Below are 22370 nucleotides of genomic sequence, written 5' to 3' on the forward strand. Positions count from 1 at the left end.
ATTTTATAAAAACGGACAAATATATAATTTACAATAGGATTTAGCAATTTTATTTTCGATTAAAGTAACCTTTTTAGCTAAGTTTCACTACAAAAACACATTATTCCTTAAAAATGAAACACTTGCATCTTAAAAAAGTATTTCACAAAACAGAAAATATTGTTGAAAACTCCAATCTTTAGTAACAAATACCATTTAAAAATAGTATTTAAAAAATGATTAAAACAAAAAAAAACTGCCAATTTCTTGACAGTTTTTCAATTTTATTTTGATGTGAAATTACAATACTGATTTCAAATCGGCGTTCATGTTACGAACTGCATCTGCACTCTTAGCAAACAATGCTTTTTCAGCATCATTTAATTGTACGTCAACGATTTTCTCAACTCCATTTTTACCAATAATACATGGAACCCCCATACAAATATCTTCTTGTCCGTACTCTCCCTCTAAGAATACTGAACATGGAATCATACGTTTTTGATCGTTTAAGATACTGTCTACTAAATAAGCCACAGAAGCTCCTGGTGCATACCAAGCAGAAGTTCCTAATAAACCTGTTAAAGTAGCACCACCCACCATAGTATCAGCAGCTACTTTATCTAACTCAGCTTGAGATAAGAAATTAGAAACCGGAACACCATTGTAAGAAGCTAAACGTGTTAATGGAATCATAGTAGTATCACCATGACCTCCAATTACCATACCTTGAACATCGTTAGCTGGTTTGTCTAATGCTTTTGATAAATAATATTTGAAACGAGAACTATCTAAAGCCCCACCCATTCCAATTACTCTATTTTTAGGTAATCCAGTTGCTTTTAACGTTAAATACGTCATGGTATCCATTGGATTTGACACTACTACAATAATTGCATTTGGAGAATGAGTTAATACGTTATCAGCAACAGATTTAACGATACCTGCGTTGATTCCGATTAATTCTTCACGAGTCATTCCTGGTTTTCTTGGAATTCCAGATGTGATTACTACTACATCACTTCCTGCTGTTTTAGTGTAATCTCCTGTTGTTCCGCTTAATTGTGTGTTGAATACAGTTGTTGTAGCACACTGCATAATATCCATCGCTTTACCTTCAGCAAAACCTTCTTTGATGTCTACTAATACTACTTCGCTTGCGATTCCTCTGTACGAAATAACATCTGCACATGTTGCACCTACGTTACCCGCACCTACTATTGTTACTTTCATTTTGTTGTGTATATTAAAATTGTTAAATTAAAATTGATATTGAACTCCAATATTTCCGTTGACAAATTTACCAAAAGCAATTGAACTTTGCAGATAAATTTTGCTTATTTGATATCTACCCGAAATTTCTCCTAAGACATTCGTTTTATCCTTTGCAATTCGCTCTAAAAGTCCGTTAATAACCTCTTGAATTGGGATTACTTCTTCGATAGAACCTTTTTCGCCACTTACGACATATTCAAACGAACTATGATTTACAATAAAATTCCATATCAATTCAAAACGTTTGAATTCTTTAGAAGCACTTAGTTGAAAATGAAAAGTATCTACCAAACCATTCAAGTTATTGATTCCCAAATTTCCGTAAGCCGTATCAATATCTAAAAAATCAAAACTGATATCTTCTTTCGAATAAATAGCCGCAGCTGAAAAGTAAATATTTTTAGTTTCTACTTTTGGAAAATACTGACTAAAGTTATGTTTTAATCCGAAACCATAGACTTGGTAATCGCCTCTTTTCAGCTTTGTTTTAGTCGAATATCGGGCGATAAATTCAAATCCGTAAGGCAACTCTATGCTACCATGCAAATAGGGATAAATTACCGTTTCTTGATTGATTCCTTGAGGGGTTTTAAAACGTACCTGCTCCCCACCTAATTCGCCAACCAAATATACCTGATTATCATTACCTAGCGAAGTCGGAACCGTAGCTGAAGTAGCACCTTCAATATGAAAAAATTCAAAATCAGAATTTTGAATTTGAAACGTTCTATCCGCCTTTGGAACAAAAAAAATGTTCGTATGTAAACCTAAATTTACATCCCATCTTTTTCGTTTTTTAGGAGACATTATCCACGCTGCAGATGCTTGATAAACCGCAGCATCAGTGGCAGGAACAATGTACTGCTCAGAATACAATAAGGCATCTGATAACAGATGCCCTATTTGTTCAATTTCTTGAGGAGTTTGAGCCATACTTTTTTGAGAAAAAAAGAAAGCTAAAAACAATCCTATTATAGTTACCGATTTACGCATCAATTTTTGCGTAAGCAGCATTTTTCTCAATAAATTCTCTACGAGGTGGCACTTCATCACCCATTAACATAGAGAAAACTCTGTCGGCTTCAGTTAAACTATCAATTGTAACCTGGCGTAAAGTTCTATATTCTGGATTTAATGTTGTTTCCCATAATTGCTCTGCATTCATCTCCCCAAGGCCTTTATAACGTTGAATTGCAGCACTTCCGCCCATTCTTTCGTTAGCTAAATCACGTTGATCATCATTCCAAGCATATTCTTTTTTGTTTCCTTTTTTAACCAAATATAAAGGTGGTGTTGCAATATATACGTGACCGCCTTCGATTAATTCTTTCATAAATCTAAAGAAGAATGTTAGAATTAAGGTTGAAATGTGAGAACCATCAACATCGGCATCACACATAATCACTACTTTGTGGTAACGCAACTTAGAAAGATTTAAAGCTTTACTATCATCTTCAGTACCTATAGTAACTCCAAGAGCAGTGAAAATATTACGAATCTCCTCGTTTTCAAAAACTTTGTGATGCATTGCTTTTTCAACATTCAAAATCTTACCACGTAAAGGCAAAATCGCTTGAAACGCTCTATCACGACCTTGTTTTGCAGTTCCACCTGCTGAATCTCCCTCAACAAGGAAAATCTCACATCTTGCTGGATCTTGTTCTGAACAATCTGATAATTTACCTGGTAAACCTCCACCGCCCATAACGGTTTTACGTTGTACCATTTCACGAGCTTTCTTAGCTGCATGACGCGCTTGAGCTGCCAAAATTACTTTTTGAACAATGATTTTAGCATCGTTTGGATTTTCTTCCAAATAATTTTCAAGCATTTCAGCCACCGCTTGAGAAACTGGAGAAACTACTTCTCTATTTCCAAGTTTAGTTTTTGTTTGACCTTCAAATTGTGGTTCTGCAACTTTTACCGAAATAATAGCTGTTAAACCTTCACGGAAGTCATCTCCCGAAATTTCGAATTTCAATTTATCTAACAATCCAGAAGCATCTGCATATTTTTTCAACGTACGCGTTAATCCCATACGGAAACCTTGCAAGTGCGTTCCTCCTTCGTGCGTGTTGATATTATTTACGTAAGAAAATATATTTTCTGAATAACTTTCATTATAAATTAAAGCAACCTCAACAGGAATTTCACCTTTTTCATTTTCCATCGAAATTACATGACCAATGATTGGCACACGATTTCCATCTAAAAACTTAACAAACTCTTTTAAACCTTCTCTCGAATGGAAAGTTTCTGTTCTTGGTTGTCCTTTATCATCAATATCACGTTTATCTGTTAACGTGATAGTAATTCCTTTATTTAAGAAAGAAAGCTCACGTAAACGAGACGCTAATGTATCGTAAGAATACTCTAAAGTCTGCGTAAAAATTGTTCCATCAGGTTTAAAAGTAACGATTGTTCCTCTCTTGTCTGTAGTACCAATTTGCTTCACTGGGTAAAGCGCTTTACCTCTTTCGTATTCTTGTTCGTAAATTTTACCTTCTCTGTGAACTGTAGCTCTTAAGTGATCAGAAAGCGCGTTAACACACGAAACTCCAACCCCGTGAAGACCTCCAGAAACTTTATATGAATCTTTATCGAACTTACCTCCTGCTCCAATTTTGGTCATTACAACTTCAAGAGCGGAAACACCTTCTTTTTTGTGAATATCAACTGGAATTCCACGTCCGTTATCTTCAACAGAAATAGAATTATCTTCATTAATGGCTACATAAATCGTATCACAATGTCCGGCTAAAGCCTCATCGATTGAGTTATCAACAACTTCATAAACTAAATGGTGTAATCCACGAACTCCAGTATCTCCAATATACATGGAAGGACGCATTCTTACGTGCTCCATTCCCTCTAATGCTTGAATACTGTCGGCCGAATAACTACCTTTTTTATTTTCTTCACTCATAATATTTACGCTAAATAAAGTATTTTTAATATCAACAAATATAAGTAATTAGATAAAAAGAAGAAACAAAAACGAACTTAACACAAAGGCAAGTTATCAACAATTGTTAATTTTTGACAAAAGTGGCTTAAATCGAACAAAAACCATCTTATTTTTAATTTTTGATAATTTTTTAATTTCCTCAAAATAGAAGAAATAAAAAAAACCTCTTTAAAATGCAATTAAAGAGGTCTTTCAAAACAACAAACCTAATAAAAAATACTAAACCACTTCTTTTTCTACTGCAATTGACACATCTGCTTTAACGTGAGCTGCATTAGCTCTTCCGCTTGGATCTTGGTTTTCTTGCCATTTTGGAATCCATTTGCGAACCGTTTGTGCCGCACTTTCTTGTGGAAAATGCTTGTGAAATATTCTTCTATAATAAAACGCCTCTTTTGTAACTGGTGTGTTATAAGGAAAGAACAGTTTTGCTTTTTCAAATTCTTCATCAGTTACTTGACTAGAGCAATACTCGATTAAAGTATCAATCCAGTTGTAACCTACTCCGTCAGAAAACTGTTCTTTCTGTCTCCATAAAATCTCTTCGGGTAAAAAGGGTTTTTCGGGTGTATCGAATGCTTTTCGTAAAATATATTTTTCAATTCCGTCATAAGTTTTTGGCATTTTCTCTTCGGGTTGAATTTTAATTGCTAAATCCAAAAACGCTTTATCTAAAAACGGAACTCTTGCTTCTAAACCGTGTGCCATAGTTGATTTATCCGCACGAAGTAAATCGGCAGTAAATAACTTTTGCACGCGTTCGATAGTTTCTTTTTGGAAATCTAATACTGATGGAGCGTTTCGGAAATACAAATAACCTCCGAAAATCTCATCCGCACCTTCGCCAGATAATACCATTTTGATTCCTTTTTCCGTAATGGCTTTCGACAAGAAATACATAGGCGTACTAGCTCGAATTGACGTTACATCATAGGTTTCCAAATGCCAAATCAACTTATCTAAAATCTCAATTCCTTGTTCGACTGTGAAATGAATTTCATGATGCGTTGTTCCAATGAAATCTGCCACTTTTTTGGCCGCAACTAAATCTGGAGCCGAAGCATCTAATCCGATAGAAAACGAATGCAATTCTTGTCCGCTTCCTTCTAACAATCTTGAAGTGATGGATGCAATTAACGACGAATCCAATCCTCCAGAAAGTAAAACTCCAAATGGCACATCGCACATTAAACGTTTTTCAACGGCTTGAGTCAAACTTGCATTTAAAGCTTGTAAATCTAGTTTTTCAACTGCTTTTTCATGTGCTTCCCATTCTGGTTTGTAGTATTTTACGAAACCTGTTTTTTCAGTATAATAATGTCCCGGAGGAAATGTTGAAAATGACTTACATTGGTCGGTAATCGCTTTCATTTCGGAAGCAAAATACAAACGACCTCTTTCATCCATTCCGTAATACAAAGGCTTTACTCCAAGTGGGTCGCGAGCTACGATATAATCATCGCCATCGATAACGACTAGAGCGAAAATTCCGTCTAACATATCGCAGAAATCGTAACCAAATTCTTCATACAAATGCACTATAACTTCTGAATCTGATGTAGTTCTAAACGTATGATGTTTCAACGTAGTTTCTCTTAACTTTTTGTGATTGTATATTTCGCCATTATGCACCATCCAAGCCGAATCAGTTCCTTGAAAGGGTTGTTTTCCTGTGTGTAAATCGACAATTGACAAACGCTCGTGCGCCAAAATGTGACCTTTTTCCGTTACATGAATATCGCTTTCATCTGGACCACGATGACTCATTCTTTTTGACAATTGCTGCACTAATGCTTCTTCTTTTCCTTTTCCTATAATGGCTAATATTCCGCACATAATTTTAAGTTTAATCGTTGAAATGTTTAATTGTTTAAGTGATAAAACTGATTCACTTAACTTGATGAAGCAAAATTGAATATATAAGTTTAAATAATGAACCTAAAAATTAATTTTAGTTATAATTTAAAACTAAAAATTGATTTTTTAATTATATTGTAAATCAGAAAGTCTGTTTTACCTTTGTTTTGGTTACAAATCATAAAAAAACCACTCAAGTAAGTGGCTTTGTTTTATTCGATGGATTTAATTTGAAATCGATTTTTGTTGATTTCAACCTCATCTCCGAGACTTTTTCCCATTAATTGACTTCCTAATGGTGATTGTGGAGAAGCTGCAATTATCGTTGTATCTTCGAGTTGGATTTTTGGTAAAGCTACACTAATATAAAATAACATGTCATTGATTTGAACCAAACTTCCCAGTGCTATTTTATTATGAATTGCATCAGCATCAATCTTATCCACAACTTTTTTTTGTTCGATGATTTCTGCTAATTTTTGATTGAGTTTTTCTTGCTCCAAATGCATCATGGACAAAGCAGTTTCGTGCTTATCGCCAGCCGAACCTTTCGCGTCGTTTTGCGCATCTTGAGCCAAATCGGAAATCATAAAGCGTAATTCGTTTATTTTCTCCGATAATAGGTTTTGATAATGGGATTTTATTTTTTGTTTAAATGTCATGATTTAAATAATTAACCGCTAAGTTCGCAAAGAAGGCGCTAAGGGCACAAGGATTATTTTTTTTCTGTTATTCTTTCTAACTTAATTAACTTACTTTCATTATTAATAAAAGTGATTGTATCTGATAAATAATTTTCTTTTAAAAAAACAATAGTCATTTCTTTATCACCAAAAGTAAATCCTTTTATTTCATGAAATTCAAAATATCCTTGTTCATCAGAAAATCCTAAAGCATCAACCTCTTTAATTTCTCTCATCTGAACATTAGTAATTGGTTTATGTGTTTCAGAATCAACAATCATTCCATCAACAGCTTGAAACCCATCACAAGAAACAAAAAGAAAAAATAAAGACGATAGAATAAATAATTTAAAATACATTTTGATTTTTTACTGATTAAAAACCTAATAAAACCGATTACTCAACTTCATAATTCGTTGTTCAAAATTGAATATTCAACATTTTTTAACATTGAACAACAAACTTGGAATATTGAATGTAGAAGTTTTAGAAATCGAACTTATAGTTTGCTCCTAACAACACCTGAATCCCTTGTACTGGGAAATTTGCCCAACGGTTGTATTGTTGATTCGCTAAGTTGTTTCCTTTTAGGAAAGCCGTTAATCTTGCGTTGTATTTGTAGCCTACGTGCGCGTTTAAATCGAAATAGCTATCTAAAGTTACTTCAGTTGTAGTGAAAGTTCCTGGGTTAATCGTTAAATCGTCTTGAACTGAAATTAAATCTTTTCTTTCACCAACAAAAAATACATTCGCTCCAGCATACCATTTTTCGTTGATATCAAAATCTACAGTTGAACCAATTTTCAATTGTGGTAAATTCCACGCTTCCGCTTGTGTATCTGTTGAATAATTGTTATAAGTTCCGTTGATTCCGAAAGTTACGTTTTTAGAGAAATCGGCTTTCAATTCTCCGAAAATACTTAGCGTATTTAAATCGTCATAAACTACTCCGAATGAGTTTCCATAAGCATAACCATTCGTATTTCCGTAAGCTGGATTGAATTCGTTACTTACAAACAAAGCTCTATCTGCCTGATTTTTATTTGAAACTCTAACATTGAAAGCTACTGAATTTGCTAATTTTCCTTTCATCCCAACATATAAATCATACTTATTATCGGTAGGTGCAATGAACATTGTTGGTGACACAAACGGATTTTGATCCACGAAATCAGCATACGAATTTTGCTCTAAATCACCTTCTGCTCCTGCATAAGCCACTAAAATATCACCTACCAACTTGTATGACGCTTTAATATTTGGATAAACAAAGATTTTACCATCACTTTCGCCGTTGATTTTTGCTGTTGCATAATATACTCCAGCTCCAATTTGAACTGATAAATCATCTTTTTGATATAGAATACTTGGTTTTGTTCCGGCGATGATTGTGCTGTATTTTAATTCCGAATCTACATCGTACATTCTTTCAAAACTTCCACCTACATAATCCACTACGAAATCAGCTTTGATTTTTTGTTCCATTACTTCGAAATCAAAATTAGGTTTGATGAAAAAGCGATTTTCGCCCGAATCCAATCCATCAGAAAAACGTTTGAATTGCATGCTTGCATCATTAAAAATTCCGTCTTTGAAACTCATTTTTCCACCAAGAGCAATCGTATTGTATGTTTGCTTGGAGTCGATTCCTGCTATTGTTGCATCATCAAAAACAATTGATTCTGTTGGTAAACCGTACCAATTGTAAATTTGGTTTTTCACGCCTAAATCAACATTCCAACTCATGTCACGCTCACGAACTCCGTACGTTACATCTAAACTGGTGTTGTAGAATTTATCATCTAAAACCAAATCTTTAATTCCGCCTTGAGACGATAAATGACGTAACATTCCGCCCACATAATTGCTTCGGCTTAAGTTTTGAGTAATGAACAATTCCGCATTGATAGTTGGATAATTTCCAAAACCTAAAGTAGCGTAATTGTTGTATAATTTTTCTTTTTCGGTTTTATCCACTCCTGCGGCTTTTCCTTTTGCTGGTGTAAATGTTGATGCTACCGGAAATGAGAAAATATTATATTGAATTGGTTCCTTTTTTTGCTCTTCTTCATCTTCTAAAACAGGTGTTTCTTTCACTTTGAAAGCATCTGAAATAGTTGGTGTATATGGTTTTACGATATTTACCACTTCAGAACCAATGTTTTCATCTTTTACTTGGGCAAAAGAAAATTGGATTCCGAATACAACTAAAACTAAGGCGATTATATTTAATTTCTTCATGTTCTATATTTTTAAATGAGATGCTAGATACTCAAACGAGTTCAGTATGACAATTATCAAATTTTATTATTTTGTGATTGATGAATTACGTTTTGCTTCTTCTCCTTTGATGAAATCGAGTTCTTTTTGCGCTTCTTCGATTACATCTGTATATTCTTTGAAGTTTTCAATTACACTTTCTAAAATGTAAGTTGCTTGGAAACTATCCTTTAATCCGTAGAAGTTTTTCGCCATAATTACCAAACTTTTCGCTCCATAATATTTATAACCTGAGTAATCTTTAGCGATTTTTTGTACCACAACGTTCGATGGTTCAAACTTGCCTTCTTTATTTTTGAAATACGCATCGTAATACAAAGCTTCGGCTGCTAATTCACCTTTAGCGATTTTTTGCAATTTAGCATACGCTTCTTTCGCTTTGGCTTCATCATTTGTTTTGATAGCCGAACGCGCTACGATAATTTGAGCATCACTTTTAATTCTATCGTCGATTTTGTCGTTTTTCAACACTTTATCGGCATACACAACGGCATTGACAAAATCTTGTTTTTCGTAATACGATTTCATTAAATTAGATTGCGCATACGTTATATTTTGTGGAAAATCAGCTTCGGTTTCTAAACGTTTTAAAACTGGAATCGCGCTATCATAATTCTTAGCTTTCAAATACACTTGACACAAACGCGCTAATGCTTGTTCAGTGAATTCATTTCTTGGTTTAGCCACAACAAATTCGTAATATTTCACGGAATTTGCTTCTAAATTATCAGCAAAATACAATTGTGCTAAATAGAAATTCGCTTTCAACGCATGTAATCCATTTGGAAATTTGCTTACGTAACTCGAGAATCCTGAAATCGCTTGTTTGCTGTTGTTTTGCAAATATTGTTTTTCGGCAGATTCGTAAGTGTCATTATCTAAATCTGCATCCGAAACTTCTACAAACGATAAGGTTTTAACCCAAGCTGCATATTCATCTACTTGACCTTTATCTACATAAATCAAACGAGCTGTTGAAACGGCTTCAATAGATTCTGGTGAATTTGGATATTCCGCTACAACTTTTTTGAATTTCGTTAACGCTAAATCTTCTTTGTTCGAATTATAGTAAATCAAACCTTGTTTTAAAATCGCTTTTGCTACATAGGAACTCGATTTGTATCCACTGATTAATCGGTCGTAAGTACTAATTCCTTTATCATTTTGATTTTGATTCACATAAGTATTTCCTAATTCATACAAAGCATCATCTGCATATTGTGAATTTGGGAATGTTTTTGAGAATTTCTCTAAATCTTCAATTTTACGATCTGGTTTGCTTACAAATCCATAGCTGATTCCTTTTTGGAAAGCTGCGTAATCGGCATCAACACTTTTCATGTCAATCGCTTTGTTGTACGCATCCATAGCTGGCCAATATTTTGCTGCCATGAAATTACAATCTCCTAATCTCAAATAGGCATCGGTTAAACGAACTTTATCCTCTTTAGAAGATTTGGTGTAAGCATCGAAATATTGAATCGCATTTTCATACTCTTTCAATTTGAAGTACGAATACGCTAAGTTGTAATTGGCATTCACATATTCAGGAGTATTTTGAGCTTCAGCTGAATTTAAAAACTGTTTGAAACTCAATTTTGCTTCTTCGAATTGGTCTAAATTGTATTCGGTTTCTGCTTTCCAAAAAGTTGCTCTTGCTGTGAATTTAGCATCTTTATTTTCGGCTAACGATTTTTTAAATAAGGCATAAGCACCTTTGTAATCGCCATCGGTATACAATTCTAAACCTCTGTAAAACGTTACTTTTTGATACGCTAATTTGTTTTCTGGAGATTTGTTTTTCTCCAATAAAACCAACGCTTCTTTATAATTTTTCGAAGTGATATACGAACTAATTAACAAGGTATTAATTTCCGATTTATACGGAGTATTTGGATATTTGGCCAAATACGCATTCATTACTTCCGGTACCGATTTGTATGGATTTCCGATTTCGTAACTTAATTTGGCATAATTCAAATACGCATCTTCTTGAATTTTCAAATCAAATTCCATTTCAGAAGCCGTTTTGAAAGCATTTAATGCTTGTTGCTTTTTATCGGTTTTTAAATAACTTTCTGCTAAATGATAATAGGCATTTTGAGCCACCGCATCATTTCCATCAATGATTTTATTGAATTGCGAAATCGCGTTTTCGTAATCTTTTTGTTGGTAATACGTGTAACCTAATTGGTAAAAATCCGTGTTATTCCATTTTCCTTTTTTACCATTATAAGCCAATAAATAAGGAAGTGCTTTGTCGTATTGTTTTAGGTTGAAATAACTTTCTCCTATGATTTTCGACAATTCACTTTTTTCTTCTCCTTTTGATTTTGGCATTTGCTCTAAACCTAAGTCGATGGCTTTTTGGAAATTCCCAAGCTTGAAATTCATATCTGCTTGGAAATACCCCATTTTTTCTTTGTACTTTTCTTGGTCAGAAACTTGTTCGAAGTATTGATTCGCACTTTTATAATCATCTGTTTCATACGACATATAACCTAAATAGTATTTCGCCTGACTTCCAAAAGTCTTCGAATTTACTACTTGGTTGAAGTATTTTGTAGCTTCTTTAGTATTTTTAGCTGTAAAATAAGCGTATCCTTTTTGGAAATTGTATTTTTCTCTATCGGCTTGCGACATACTGTTTGAATCCGCTTTATCAAACCATTCTAATGATTTTGGATAATTTCCTTGATCAAAATAATAGTGAGCGACTTCGATGTATGCTTGATTTGTTTTCGTACTTGTTGGATAATCTTCTACAAAACTTTCCACCAAAACATCGGCTCCCATTTGGTCCAAACGAATCGCACAATTGGCAATATAGTAAGCACAATCTGATTCTACTTCCATATTATCGGTTTTCGATTTTACTTTGTCGAATAAAATTTGGGCTGCTTGATATTGTTTGTCTTTATACAATTCAACAGCGCGATTGAACTCGGTTAATTCGTGCGTGTAAACAGAAGATTGTTGGGCTAAAAGTGTTCCCGAAAAGAACACCATTAAAAAAGAAAGTTTTAAATACTTTATCATGTGATTCGTTATTTATAAGTTCCAAATATAAGGCTTATTGTAAGTATTAACGAAGGTTCTTAACATATTATTGTACAATTTTTGAACATAGTTTTTAACCAAACACAATAATTTTAATCGAAATTGGTTTAAAATTTTGATACAGAAGCATAAGTTATTACTTTTACATTTTAAAATCCAATTTATATATGTCGCAATCAGTTCTATCCTTAAAAAATGTAACGATTTATCAAGATAAAAATCCAGTTTTAACCGATGTAAATATCGATGTAAAACATGGTGAATTTCTTTATTTAATTGGTAGAACAGGTTCTGGAAAAAGTAGTTTTTTAAAAACGCTTTACGCTGATTTGGCTTTGACTGATGGCGAAGGAAGTATTGTAGATTATAATTTAACTACTTTAAAAGAAAGTGACATTCCGTATTTGAGAAGAAAATTAGGTGTTGTTTTTCAAGACTTTAAATTACTTTCTGACCGAAGCGTAAAAGAAAACTTATTATTTGTTCTTAAAGCAACTGGCTGGACAGAAAAAGAAGAAATGGATGTTAAAATTGAAGAAGTTTTAGATAAAGTTGGCATGAAAGGTTTTGCTTCTAAAATGCCACACCAACTTTCAGGCGGAGAACAACAACGTGTAGGAATTGCGAGAGCTTTATTAAACGACCCAGAAATCATTTTAGCAGACGAACCAACAGGAAACCTTGACCCACAAACCAGTGTGGAAGTTATGGAAGTACTTAGAAAAATTAACGCAAACGGAAAAACCATTTTAATGGCGACTCACGATTACGCTTTAGTTTTAAAATATCCGTCAAAAACCTTGAAATTTGAAGGTGGAAAAATGTTTGAAGTAGTTCAAAGAACGGTGTAAATGTTATCGATTTTAATTCCCACATATAACTACAATGTTTATCCATTAGTTACGGAATTAAAATATCAGGCCGATGCTTTAGGTATTGCTTATGAAATCTTAGTTCAGGATGATGTGAGTACAACTTTTTTAGAAGAAAATACCGAAATCAATCTTTTACAGCATTGTTCTTACACTTTAAATCATGAAAATTTAGGTAGAGGAAACAACATCAATTTACTAAATAATCGAGCGCAATTTGATTATGTGCTTATTATGGAAGCCGATGCTTTTCCTGAGAAAAAAACTTATTTACAAGATCTAATTAAATCGATTAATCCTGAAACACAAGTGTTGTTTGGTGGCGTAACCTATCCGAACGAAAAACCTGAAAAAGATAAATTACTTCGTTGGAAATATGGTAATGAACGCGAAAGCATTCCGTTATCAGAACGATTGAAAAATCAATACCATTTTGTTTTTACTTGGAATTTAGTACTCAAAAAAGAATTGCTTTCCAACTATCATTTTCCATACAATGTGAAAGATTATGGATATGAAGATGTGGTTTTTATCAAACAATTGAAAGAAAATAACATTCCTATTCAACATATTGAAAATAGATTAGTTCATTTTAATACGGAAACGAGTTTAACTTTTATCGGAAAAACCGAAAAAGCAATAACTACTTTAAATCAATTGATTGAAAATAAAAAATTAGATTTGAAAGACACAAAAATTGGAAAAGCATACAGCATCATTCAGTTTTGGCAACTTGATAGTGTGATTCGTTTCTTGTTTAAAAAACTTTCGAAACAGATGATTGCTAACCTCACGTCTTCTAATCCCAGTTTGATTGTATTGGATTTATACAAATTAGGTTACTTTTGTTTACTCAATCCTTAACATTTTGCCAAAGCTATCAGTTATAATTCCGCTTTACAACAAAGGTTTTATCATTACCAAAACCTTGGCATCGGTATTTGCTCAAACTTTCACAGATTTTGAAATTATCATAATTGATGATGGTTCAACCGATAATAGTGTTGAAAAAGTAAAACAATTTAATGATACTCGAATTCAATTATTCCAACAAAAAAATCAAGGCGCTGCAACAGCCAGAAATTTAGGAATTGAAAAAGCGAATTGCGAGCTGATTGCCTTTTTAGATGCTGACGATTATTGGTTTCCAAACCATTTAGCTATTTTAATAGAACTTCAAGAAAAATATATTAATTGTGGAATATATGCTAGTAGGTATCTTACAAAAATTGCTTCAAATAAAACTATAACAAATAGTTTCAAAAATTCTATATCCGATGATTTTGAAGGAATTATACCCGATTTTTTCGAAGCAAGTTTAATTAATCGAGTTGCAACATCCTCCTCTATTCTAGTTCCTAAAACCATACTTCTTCAAAATAATGGTTTTAACAAAGAAGTAACTAGTGGACAAGATTTGGAACTTTGGACTAAAATAGGGATAACACATACCGTTGCTATTAGCAATCAAATAACTGCAATTTATAATTTTGAATTGCCAAATTCTTTATCGAAGACTTCTTTTGCAAAGAAAAAACTTATGGATTTTAAACAATTTTCAGAAGCAGAAAAACAAAACCTTAGTTTGAAAAATTTTCTAGATATTTACCGTTTAGAATATGCTTTGCAATTTAGAATTGCTGGAGATTTAGAAAAATCCAATTTCTATTTAAAAGACATTACCTCTGAAATCCCATTCAAAACAAAAGTTTTATTGTTTATGCCTAGCTTTATTTTGCGTTTCCTATTAAAGACGAAGCATTTATTAAAAAAATATGGGGTTGAATTTTCAGTGTATCACTAAACTTTTGCCGCTAGAAAATCATCAAATTCTCTGATATAATCTTCTTCCAAAAACACATCCGAAGCGATTACCAAACACACCGCTCCAGAAGAAAAATTTTTCAATTCACGCCAAATTTTATTAGTTATAAAAAGTCCTTCAAAAGGCTTGTTTAGCGTTACTGTTTTTTGCTGACTTCCATCATTTAAAATTACATCAAAACTACCCGACAAAGCAACCAAAAATTCTTGTTGCTCTTTATGTGAGTGTCCGCCACGCTCAGCGCCACTTGGCACATCATACAAATAATAAACGCGTTTGATATCAAACGGAATTACATCATTTTCAATTACTGAAAGATTTCCTCTAGGATCTTCAATCTTTGGAATGGAAAGTATTTTACAATTTTGTATGGTTGACATAAGCTTTTTTGCCTTTTTTGGCTTGAATAATTAATTTTATAATGTTTCTATGTCTAACTTTTCGGTGCTTTAAATCGAAAAACATTTTTAAAAGTACCCAAAATAAATACATTTTCGGAAATATTCGGTAAAAAACTGCACTTTGAATAAAATAAATAGAATAGATGTCTGTTTTATGCCCAGTTGATGGATGAGAATGAGCAACTAAAATTTCAGGAATAAATCCGATTTTTAATCCTTTTTTAATCACATCTGCTACAAAAACGGCTTCTTCACCCATTGGGAATTGGGCACCAATACCAAAATTTTTATCAAATTGTACGTTTGAATCTATGATGCTTTTTCGTTTAAAAACTAATTCTACAGAAGAAGAATTCAAAATTTCTAAATTTGACAATGCATCTTCAAACTGCTTCGGATATTTTTTGGCTAGATTACCTTTACCATTTAAAAATTGAAATCGAAATCCGTCATGCATTTGGTTTGCATCGAAGGCTTTAAGTACACATTCTTCAAAACCGAGTTGAAAAACCACATCATCATCAGTTAAAATAAGTAATTCTTTAGATGCTTTTTGCAGAGCTAAATTGCGACTATTAGACAATCCCTTATCAAAAGAATTAATTACTTCAACATTTTCAAAATCAGATTGTAATAATTTATCGGGAGTCGTTTGATTGATTACTAATAAATTAAAATTTGAAAAATCAGAAAATACAAACATCGCTTTCAAAAAATCGAAATTAGTTCGATTCATCGTCGCAATTAAAATTTGAATATCCGATTTTTGATACATATTTAGCAATTGTACTATATTTACACAAAGATATGAATTTAGAAGTCAGAATTTAGAATTTAGAACCATCACATGAAAATACTTTTGTTAGGTGAATACAGTCGTTTACACAATTCTTTAAAAGAGGGATTGGAAGCGCTTGGTCATGAAATAACAATTGTAGGTTGTGGTGATAAATTTAAGAAGTTCCCCGTTGATTTTTCGATTTATGCTCGAATGTGTAATAATAATAAAATTGCAAATTTTCTATTTAAAAGCATTCGAAAAGTTTTTGGTTTAGATTTCGAAAAAATTGAAAAAGCCATTCGTTATTATCTACTTTTACCAAAGTTAAAAGATTTTAATCATGTACAATTGATTAATTCTGATGCTTTAGAAACATATCCAATTTTATCACGTTTATTATACAAAAAGCTGTTCAAAAAAATCAAAAGTCGAAGTTTATTAATTTGTGGTGATGAAGTTCCTGTCGTGGATTATTGGTTTCAAAAAGAATTAAAATATTCGGTTTTAACACCTTATTTTGAGGACAATTCTTTGGAAAATCAATTTCGATTTCCTTTAAAATATCGAAAAGAAAATTATCGAAAAACGTTTCATTGGCTGAAAGAAAACTGTCAAAATTTGATTACTTCCGATTTAGATTATGAAATTCCGATGCAAAAATTGGGATTTACAACGACGTTTATTCCAAATCCAATAAATACTAATCAAATTGTTTTTCAACCATTAGAAAACATAGATAAAATCATCATTTTTCTTGGTATTAATCGATTGAGTTATCTTAAAAAAGGAATTATTTATTTCGAGAAAGCTTTAGAAATTATTCAAAAAAATCATGCTGATAAAGTAGAAATAATTGTGACTGAAAACCTTCCATATAACGAATATATTTTGCAATATAACAAAGCACATATTTTGTTAGACCAAGTGTTTGCATATGATCAAGGTTATAATGCTTTGGAAGCTATGGCGAAAGGAAAAGTGGTTTTTACAGGTGCTGAAACTGAATTTTTAAATATGTATCAGTTGCATGAAGATGAAGTTTGCATCAATGCTTTACCCAATGAAAACAAAATTGCAGCAAAGCTTTCCTTTTTAATTGAGCATCCAGAGAAAATTTTTGAAATTTCTAAAAATGCAAGGAACTTCATTGAAAAAGAACATCATTACCAAACTATTGCAACCAAGTACTTAGCCTGTTGGGAAGCTTAACGTTCATTTTTAGAAAGTATAACACTGAAATTATCATCATAAATTCAAACGGAAAACTAAATCGATTATTGGTTCCATAAGTTGCCAAAGCTTGCAAAACAGAAGCCGTAAACACGATGGACGACAATAAAAATTCGATAACAAATTTTCTATTTTTTAAGAACTGAATCAGTTGAAATCCAAAAACAAATAGAAATACTGCTTTAATTAAAACAATAAGAGTAGACTGCAAATACCAAACTCCCAAAAATAGTTTATTCGCATACTTAAAATTGAACGCTTCATAATTCCAATTCATTGTGGGTTTCCAAAAATCAAACCAAGACTTAGTGATAACTTGTTTCAAATAAGCGAATGGATTTTCTTTTATTGCTGCTTTAGCAAATTTTCCCAACTCTACTGAAAATTCAGGTAAAGTTAGATTGTACTCATCATAAGCGCCATCTTCATAAGCATACCAAATCGCCATTGCCACATCTCGATTTTCTTCAATAGATTTTTTGCGATAGGCAACATACGGTTTTGAAATCCAATCGAATTCTTTGGGAGCATCTTCGGCAAAATAAACACAATTTTGAGCTAAATATAATCCTGAAATTCCTGAAGAAGAGAATTGACCAATGTTGATTTTATTTACATACGACCAACTCAAAAAAGCAAGCATTGGGAAAATTAGAATCACAAATGCTTTGCAAAAAAAACTTTTAAAATTGGGCTGATTTAGAAAGAACCAAACCAATAATAAAAAGGGTATAAAAATATAAAACGACTTAATAAAGACTAAATATCCTAATATAAAACTCATAAGAAAATCGAACTTAAAACTTTGATTTTGAAAAGGTGTTTTAGAAAGTAAATAAACAAAAGCACTCATTAAAAAAAGCACCAAAGTTTCCACTAAAACACAAGTTTCGAAAAAGAAAACATTTAGAAAACTATTGATAAAAAGAGTAAATATTAAGCTATTTTGTTTTGAAAAACCTAAATGAGTCAACGTTTTATATTGAAAGACAGAAGTTACAATTCCTAATCCAAATTGAATAAAAACCAAAGCATATAAATTCGAATTAACAAAAGAAATCAATAATGGATAACCTGGTGAACGCAATCCGTTATAACTTGATAAATCAAAATTGGATAGTCTTTTAGCTAAATTGAGATACCCTTCAGAATCAGGATAAATAGTTACTGTTGAATAAAATACAAAGAATAAAATCAATCGAAATAAAACTTCAATTGCGATCAAAAGTTTAAGATTCTTTGACATAAATAAGTTTTCTAAAAAAATATAAAACCACAAAAAAGGTAATCACATTGGCATAAAAATAAGCCATAACCGCACCTTCCACCGAGAAGTACTTTAATAAAAATAAAACTCCCATGTAAAACAATACATTAAATACAATTTCGACAATTAAGTATTTATTAACCATAGCTTTTACCAAAATTTGATAACCAAAAGCTAAAGTCATAATCTTAAATAAATCTCCTAATAACTGCCAAATTAAAAGTGATTTCACCAATTGAAACTTCGATGCTAACACATAATCAATTATCCAATTTTTAGCGACAAATACAAATAATAAAACCAATATAAATAACGGAACTAAGGTTTTAAAATAATATCCCAATTCCTTTTTAAACTCATCATCTGTATTTAAAGCTGAAAGTTTTGGAAGATAATACATGGACAATCCAGCACTGAAAAACATCATGTAAAATCCTGAAATTCTGTTGACAGCTTCCCAGTTTCCGGCTGCATCAAGAGAAATATCTGTAATTAGTACATTTCGAATTAACAATGATGTCAATGGAATAACAATTGCGCTAACTAACGCCATTAATAAAAATTTTTGAATACTTTTTAAATAGGTAAAATCTATGTTTTTTAAAGTATTGAAATAGTGAAAAGCTTCATTTTTTCGTAAAAAATATAATGTACAAAGCAACAATAAAACATCTGAAATCACCAAAATTAAAATGGCTCCTTCTAATTGATATCGAATAGTAAAAAAAGTAGTAAATGCAAAAATCACAATGGAGCTAACCAATTGTAATGTAATTAATTTCTTGAAAAATTGTTGGGCATTCAACAACGTTGCCAAAAAAGATTGTAATGTAAAAAAAGGTAATAACAATCCAAACAAAATTAAAAAGTGTGAATACTGATTGGATTGAAAAATCAATTGACTCCATTTTGAAGCAAAACTGATGATAATTACTGAACAAACGATGGTTATAATTCCAAAGAAAGAAAGAAATGAAGAAAATATCTTTTTTCGCTGTTCGGCTTCCTTGTTTTCAATAAACAACTTGATAAAACTTTCTTTAAGACCCACGATGCTTATCGATTTAAAAATACTTGTGAAGTTTCTCAAATTCCCCATGAAAGCCATACCGCTTGGACCTAAATAAACCGAAACAATGTTTACAGAAATCAGACCTAAAATAAATTGTACAAAAACAGCAATCGCATTAAGCGACAATACTTTTAATAAAATATGTCGGTTAAAAAATGACACTATTTGATTTCTTTTATGATTTGCGCAGGATTTCCAGCAACAATTGCATTTGAAGGAACACTTTTAGTTACAACTGAACCATTTCCTACAACCGAATGCTCACCAATTATGACTCCTTTCAAAATGGTAACGTTATCGCCAATAAAAACGTTTTTCTCAATTACAATTTCAGCTGATTTTGGTGTTCCAGAAAGGCGATTATCAATTTCTAAGGAATGTCCGTCGTTATCTAAAATGGAACAATTTATCCCAATCAAAACATCATCTTGAATAGTGATTTTTGATAAAGCTTCAATAGAACAATGGTTATTTATTGAAACATTATTTCCAATGACAATTTCACTTTCTGAGTATCTTGCTTCAAAATAAGAATAATGAGAATAATAGTTTGGCGAATTTACAACACCAATTTGAACATTTTTTCCAAACGAAATCTTCCCTTTTCCATTTAAAAGCAATGGATGATATAATTTAGGCTGACCCGAAACTTGCTTACACGAAGACAAGCTGTTATATTTTAAAATGCGAAGCTTTACAAAAGCAAATTGTTTCAATTGATGCAAAATTCCCATTTAGTAATTATTTAAAGTTGTAATGATATGCTGAATTTCTGAGGCTTTTAAACCCGAATTCAATGGAATACTCAAAACCTCATCATGAATTTTCTCTGTAATTGGAAACGATAACTGATTCCAATTGGCTAATGCTTTTTGTTTATGTGGTGGAATTGGATAATGAATCATGGTTTCAATTCCGTTTTCTTTTAAATAATTTTGCAAATCCGTTCGATTGGAAGTTCGGATGACAAACAAATGAAATACGTGATTTTGAGATAAATCCCAATTTGGCATTAAAATCTTCTCATTTTTAATTTCCGAAAGATAGCGTTTTGCCATACTTCTACGAAATTCATTTTCAGAATCCAATTGTTTTAGTTTGATGTTCAAAAAAGCGGCTTGTAATTCGTCTAATCTTGAATTAAAGCCTATAATTTCATTCTCATATTTTACTTTCGAACCATAGTTTCGCATCGAAAACAAAACTGCTGCCAATGCATCATCATTAGTTGTAATAGCTCCAGCATCTCCTAAAGCTCCAAGATTTTTTCCAGGATAAAAACTAAAAGCGCCAGCATGGCTCAAATTTCCAGCTTTTTCATTTTCTGAAAACTGACTTCCATGCGCTTGAGCTGCATCTTCAATAACAAAAAGATTGTGTTTTTTAGCGATTTCGTTTATAGCTTTCATTTCACACAATTGTCCATATAAATGAACAGGTAAAATAGCTTTAGTTTTAGATGATATTTTAGCTTCAATTTCGTCTGGATTGATATTATAAGTTTCCAATCGTGGTTCTACTAAAACGGGAACTAAATCAGCTTGTAAAACTGCCAGAATACTCGCTATATATGTGTTTGCTGGAACGATTACTTCATCGCCTTTTTGTAGTTTTCCAAGATGAATATAAGCTTTGAAAATCAAAACCAATGCATCTAAACCGTTACCAACACCAATGCATTTTTTTGTTCCGCAATAAGTAGCGAAATCAGTTTCAAATTGTTTGACTTCATTTCCTAAAATATACCAGCCGCCTTCTAGAAATTGCTTTATTTTTTTCTGAAAAGCAGTTTCAAAAGGTTGATTTAGTTTTTTTAAATTTAGGAAATGTATCATATCAAAACGTTTTCTAAAAGTCTGTAATTTTTGGTTTCAATTTCATAAAAATTTTGAACGATTGTTCTTGCTCCAAAACCTTCTTTCCAAAACAGCAATCCTTGATTAATATTTTGTCCTTGATTTTCGTTGGAAATTCCGAAATCGAAATACTTTTTATTACGAAACGTATACGTTATTAATCTGTTGTGTAAAAAATCTAAACTTCCGGTTGTATTTTTCGATTCATCTGCAGAAATATATTGGGAATGTGCTACAAAATCACTTTCAAAAACGGTTGTTCCGGCTATGATTTTCCCTTCTTTATAAACATTAAATTGTCTGATATTATTTGGAAATTTAGATTTCAAATACAATATTTCTTCTAGCGAATGAACAGGTTTTGCCTGATGCTTTTGTGCTAAATTAGGAATTAATATTTCATTCCAAAACGAAGTAAAATCCTGTTCTTCCTTGAATTCTAATCCAAAATCAGTTCCTCTTTTTATTCCTTCTGCCCTACTGCTGCTAAATTCAAAATCGGTTTCTAAGTTAATGACCGACAAACTATCTTTTCGAACTAATTTCGCATTTAAAATAAAACTCAAATACTCCATTTCATCAGAAGGCGATTCGTGATAAATATTTGGCAATTGTTTTAAATAAAGTGACGAAATAGAATTTTCATTCAAAAATTTTAATACCGAATGTACAATTTCAATTACTTCTTGAAGTCTTGTTTTTTGGTTTAAAACCAAACCTCCATAGGTCAATCCTTGATGAGAATACAATGTATTTTCTACTTTATTAGCAGGCAAAATAGCTTTTAAATAGTTCTTTTCATCAAAAATCAAAAGCGAATTATCTTCAAATCGATCTTGATGATATTCCATAAAATCGCGATAAAACAAGAATGTTGCATTTTTAGCATGGGCTACAAAATTGTTCCATTCTTTATAATGTTCGTTTGAATACTTTTGAATTTGATACTTCATTAAAACCTTTA

At 31.9% G+C, this 22370-nt stretch carries 19 protein-coding genes; 4 read left to right on the plus strand and 15 right to left on the minus strand.

The features are described from left to right. Positions 1 to 279 precede the first annotated feature (279 nt). From mdh to IM755_RS05580, 8 genes are all read right to left on the minus strand, one after another. Positions 280 to 1212 (minus strand): malate dehydrogenase, encoded by a 933-nt coding sequence (gene mdh / locus IM755_RS05545; RefSeq protein WP_194094550.1) that lies wholly within the window; start codon positions 1210 to 1212, stop codon positions 280 to 282. 27 nt (positions 1213 to 1239) lie between these two features. Next, positions 1240 to 2268: a DUF6588 family protein gene (locus IM755_RS05550; RefSeq protein ID WP_228063903.1), complete on the minus strand. Its 1029-nt coding sequence runs from the start codon at positions 2266 to 2268 to the stop codon at positions 1240 to 1242. Beyond that, positions 2240 to 4180 carry a DNA topoisomerase (ATP-hydrolyzing) subunit B gene (gyrB, locus tag IM755_RS05555; protein WP_194094552.1) on the minus strand — a complete coding sequence of 647 codons (1941 nt, stop codon included), beginning with the start codon at positions 4178 to 4180 and terminating at the stop codon, positions 2240 to 2242. The genes IM755_RS05550 and gyrB overlap by 29 nt, the downstream gene beginning before the upstream one ends. Before the next feature lie 261 nt (positions 4181 to 4441). Next, positions 4442 to 6058 carry an asparagine synthase B gene (asnB, locus tag IM755_RS05560; RefSeq protein WP_194094554.1) on the minus strand — a complete coding sequence of 539 codons (1617 nt, stop codon included), beginning with the start codon at positions 6056 to 6058 and terminating at the stop codon, positions 4442 to 4444. A gap of 233 nt (positions 6059 to 6291) precedes the next feature. Continuing rightward, positions 6292 to 6741 (minus strand): GreA/GreB family elongation factor, encoded by a 450-nt coding sequence (locus IM755_RS05565; RefSeq protein WP_194094556.1) that lies wholly within the window; start codon positions 6739 to 6741, stop codon positions 6292 to 6294. Between the two features lie 53 nt (positions 6742 to 6794). Then, complete coding sequence (locus IM755_RS05570) at positions 6795 to 7121, minus strand: hypothetical protein (RefSeq protein WP_026724700.1); 327 nt, start codon at positions 7119 to 7121, stop codon at positions 6795 to 6797. 127 nt (positions 7122 to 7248) lie between these two features. Beyond that, the gene (locus IM755_RS05575) at positions 7249 to 9003 is read right to left on the minus strand and encodes a TonB-dependent receptor (RefSeq protein WP_194094558.1); all 1755 of its coding nucleotides are present in this window, start codon (positions 9001 to 9003) and stop codon (positions 7249 to 7251) included. A gap of 66 nt (positions 9004 to 9069) precedes the next feature. Beyond that, entirely contained in the window at positions 9070 to 12081 is a 3012-nt protein-coding gene (locus tag IM755_RS05580) for a tetratricopeptide repeat protein (protein ID WP_194094560.1), read from the minus strand. A gap of 188 nt (positions 12082 to 12269) precedes the next feature. Between IM755_RS05580 and IM755_RS05585 the strand changes: the two genes are divergently transcribed. From IM755_RS05585 to IM755_RS05595, 3 genes are read left to right on the plus strand one after another with little or no spacing between them, the layout of a single operon-like run. Further along, positions 12270 to 12953 carry a cell division ATP-binding protein FtsE gene (locus IM755_RS05585; protein ID WP_194094563.1) on the plus strand — a complete coding sequence of 228 codons (684 nt, stop codon included), beginning with the start codon at positions 12270 to 12272 and terminating at the stop codon, positions 12951 to 12953. Further along, the gene (locus IM755_RS05590) at positions 12954 to 13838 is read left to right on the plus strand and encodes a glycosyltransferase (protein ID WP_194094565.1); all 885 of its coding nucleotides are present in this window, start codon (positions 12954 to 12956) and stop codon (positions 13836 to 13838) included. It begins immediately after the preceding gene. 4 nt (positions 13839 to 13842) lie between these two features. Then, a complete protein-coding gene (locus IM755_RS05595) occupies positions 13843 to 14778 on the plus strand; it encodes a glycosyltransferase family 2 protein (RefSeq protein ID WP_194094567.1) in 936 nt (311 codons plus the stop codon). Here IM755_RS05595 and IM755_RS05600 read toward each other — a convergent pair. Continuing rightward, positions 14775 to 15179 (minus strand): sugar 3,4-ketoisomerase, encoded by a 405-nt coding sequence (locus IM755_RS05600; RefSeq protein ID WP_194094569.1) that lies wholly within the window; start codon positions 15177 to 15179, stop codon positions 14775 to 14777. The genes IM755_RS05595 and IM755_RS05600 overlap by 4 nt on opposite strands. Further along, complete coding sequence (locus IM755_RS05605; RefSeq protein ID WP_194094571.1) at positions 15157 to 15975, minus strand: glycosyltransferase family 2 protein; 819 nt, start codon at positions 15973 to 15975, stop codon at positions 15157 to 15159. The genes IM755_RS05600 and IM755_RS05605 overlap by 23 nt, the downstream gene beginning before the upstream one ends. A gap of 72 nt (positions 15976 to 16047) precedes the next feature. Between IM755_RS05605 and IM755_RS05610 the strand changes: the two genes are divergently transcribed. Continuing rightward, complete coding sequence (locus IM755_RS05610) at positions 16048 to 17190, plus strand: glycosyltransferase family protein (protein ID WP_194094573.1); 1143 nt, start codon at positions 16048 to 16050, stop codon at positions 17188 to 17190. On the opposite strand, the gene IM755_RS05615 is transcribed toward IM755_RS05610, so the two are convergent. Genes IM755_RS05615 through IM755_RS05635 form a run of 5 tightly spaced genes read right to left on the minus strand, consistent with a single transcriptional unit; the run spans position 17153 to position 22359 of the window. Further along, a complete protein-coding gene (locus tag IM755_RS05615; RefSeq protein WP_194094575.1) occupies positions 17153 to 18457 on the minus strand; it encodes a hypothetical protein in 1305 nt (434 codons plus the stop codon). The genes IM755_RS05610 and IM755_RS05615 overlap by 38 nt on opposite strands. After that, positions 18441 to 19712 (minus strand): O-antigen translocase, encoded by a 1272-nt coding sequence (locus tag IM755_RS05620; protein WP_194094577.1) that lies wholly within the window; start codon positions 19710 to 19712, stop codon positions 18441 to 18443. Before IM755_RS05620 ends, IM755_RS05615 begins: the two co-directional genes overlap by 17 nt. After that, positions 19712 to 20284: an acyltransferase gene (locus IM755_RS12830; RefSeq protein WP_194094579.1), complete on the minus strand. Its 573-nt coding sequence runs from the start codon at positions 20282 to 20284 to the stop codon at positions 19712 to 19714. The genes IM755_RS05620 and IM755_RS12830 overlap by 1 nt, the downstream gene beginning before the upstream one ends. Further along, positions 20285 to 21385, minus strand: a complete 1101-nt coding sequence (locus IM755_RS05630) for a DegT/DnrJ/EryC1/StrS family aminotransferase (RefSeq protein ID WP_194094581.1) — start codon at positions 21383 to 21385, stop codon at positions 20285 to 20287. After that, complete coding sequence (locus IM755_RS05635) at positions 21382 to 22359, minus strand: GNAT family N-acetyltransferase (RefSeq protein ID WP_194094583.1); 978 nt, start codon at positions 22357 to 22359, stop codon at positions 21382 to 21384. Before IM755_RS05635 ends, IM755_RS05630 begins: the two co-directional genes overlap by 4 nt. Positions 22360 to 22370: the final 11 nt, after the last annotated feature.

The sequence above is a fragment of the Flavobacterium proteolyticum genome (assembly GCF_015223105.1).
GTDB classification, from domain to species: domain Bacteria; phylum Bacteroidota; class Bacteroidia; order Flavobacteriales; family Flavobacteriaceae; genus Flavobacterium; species Flavobacterium proteolyticum.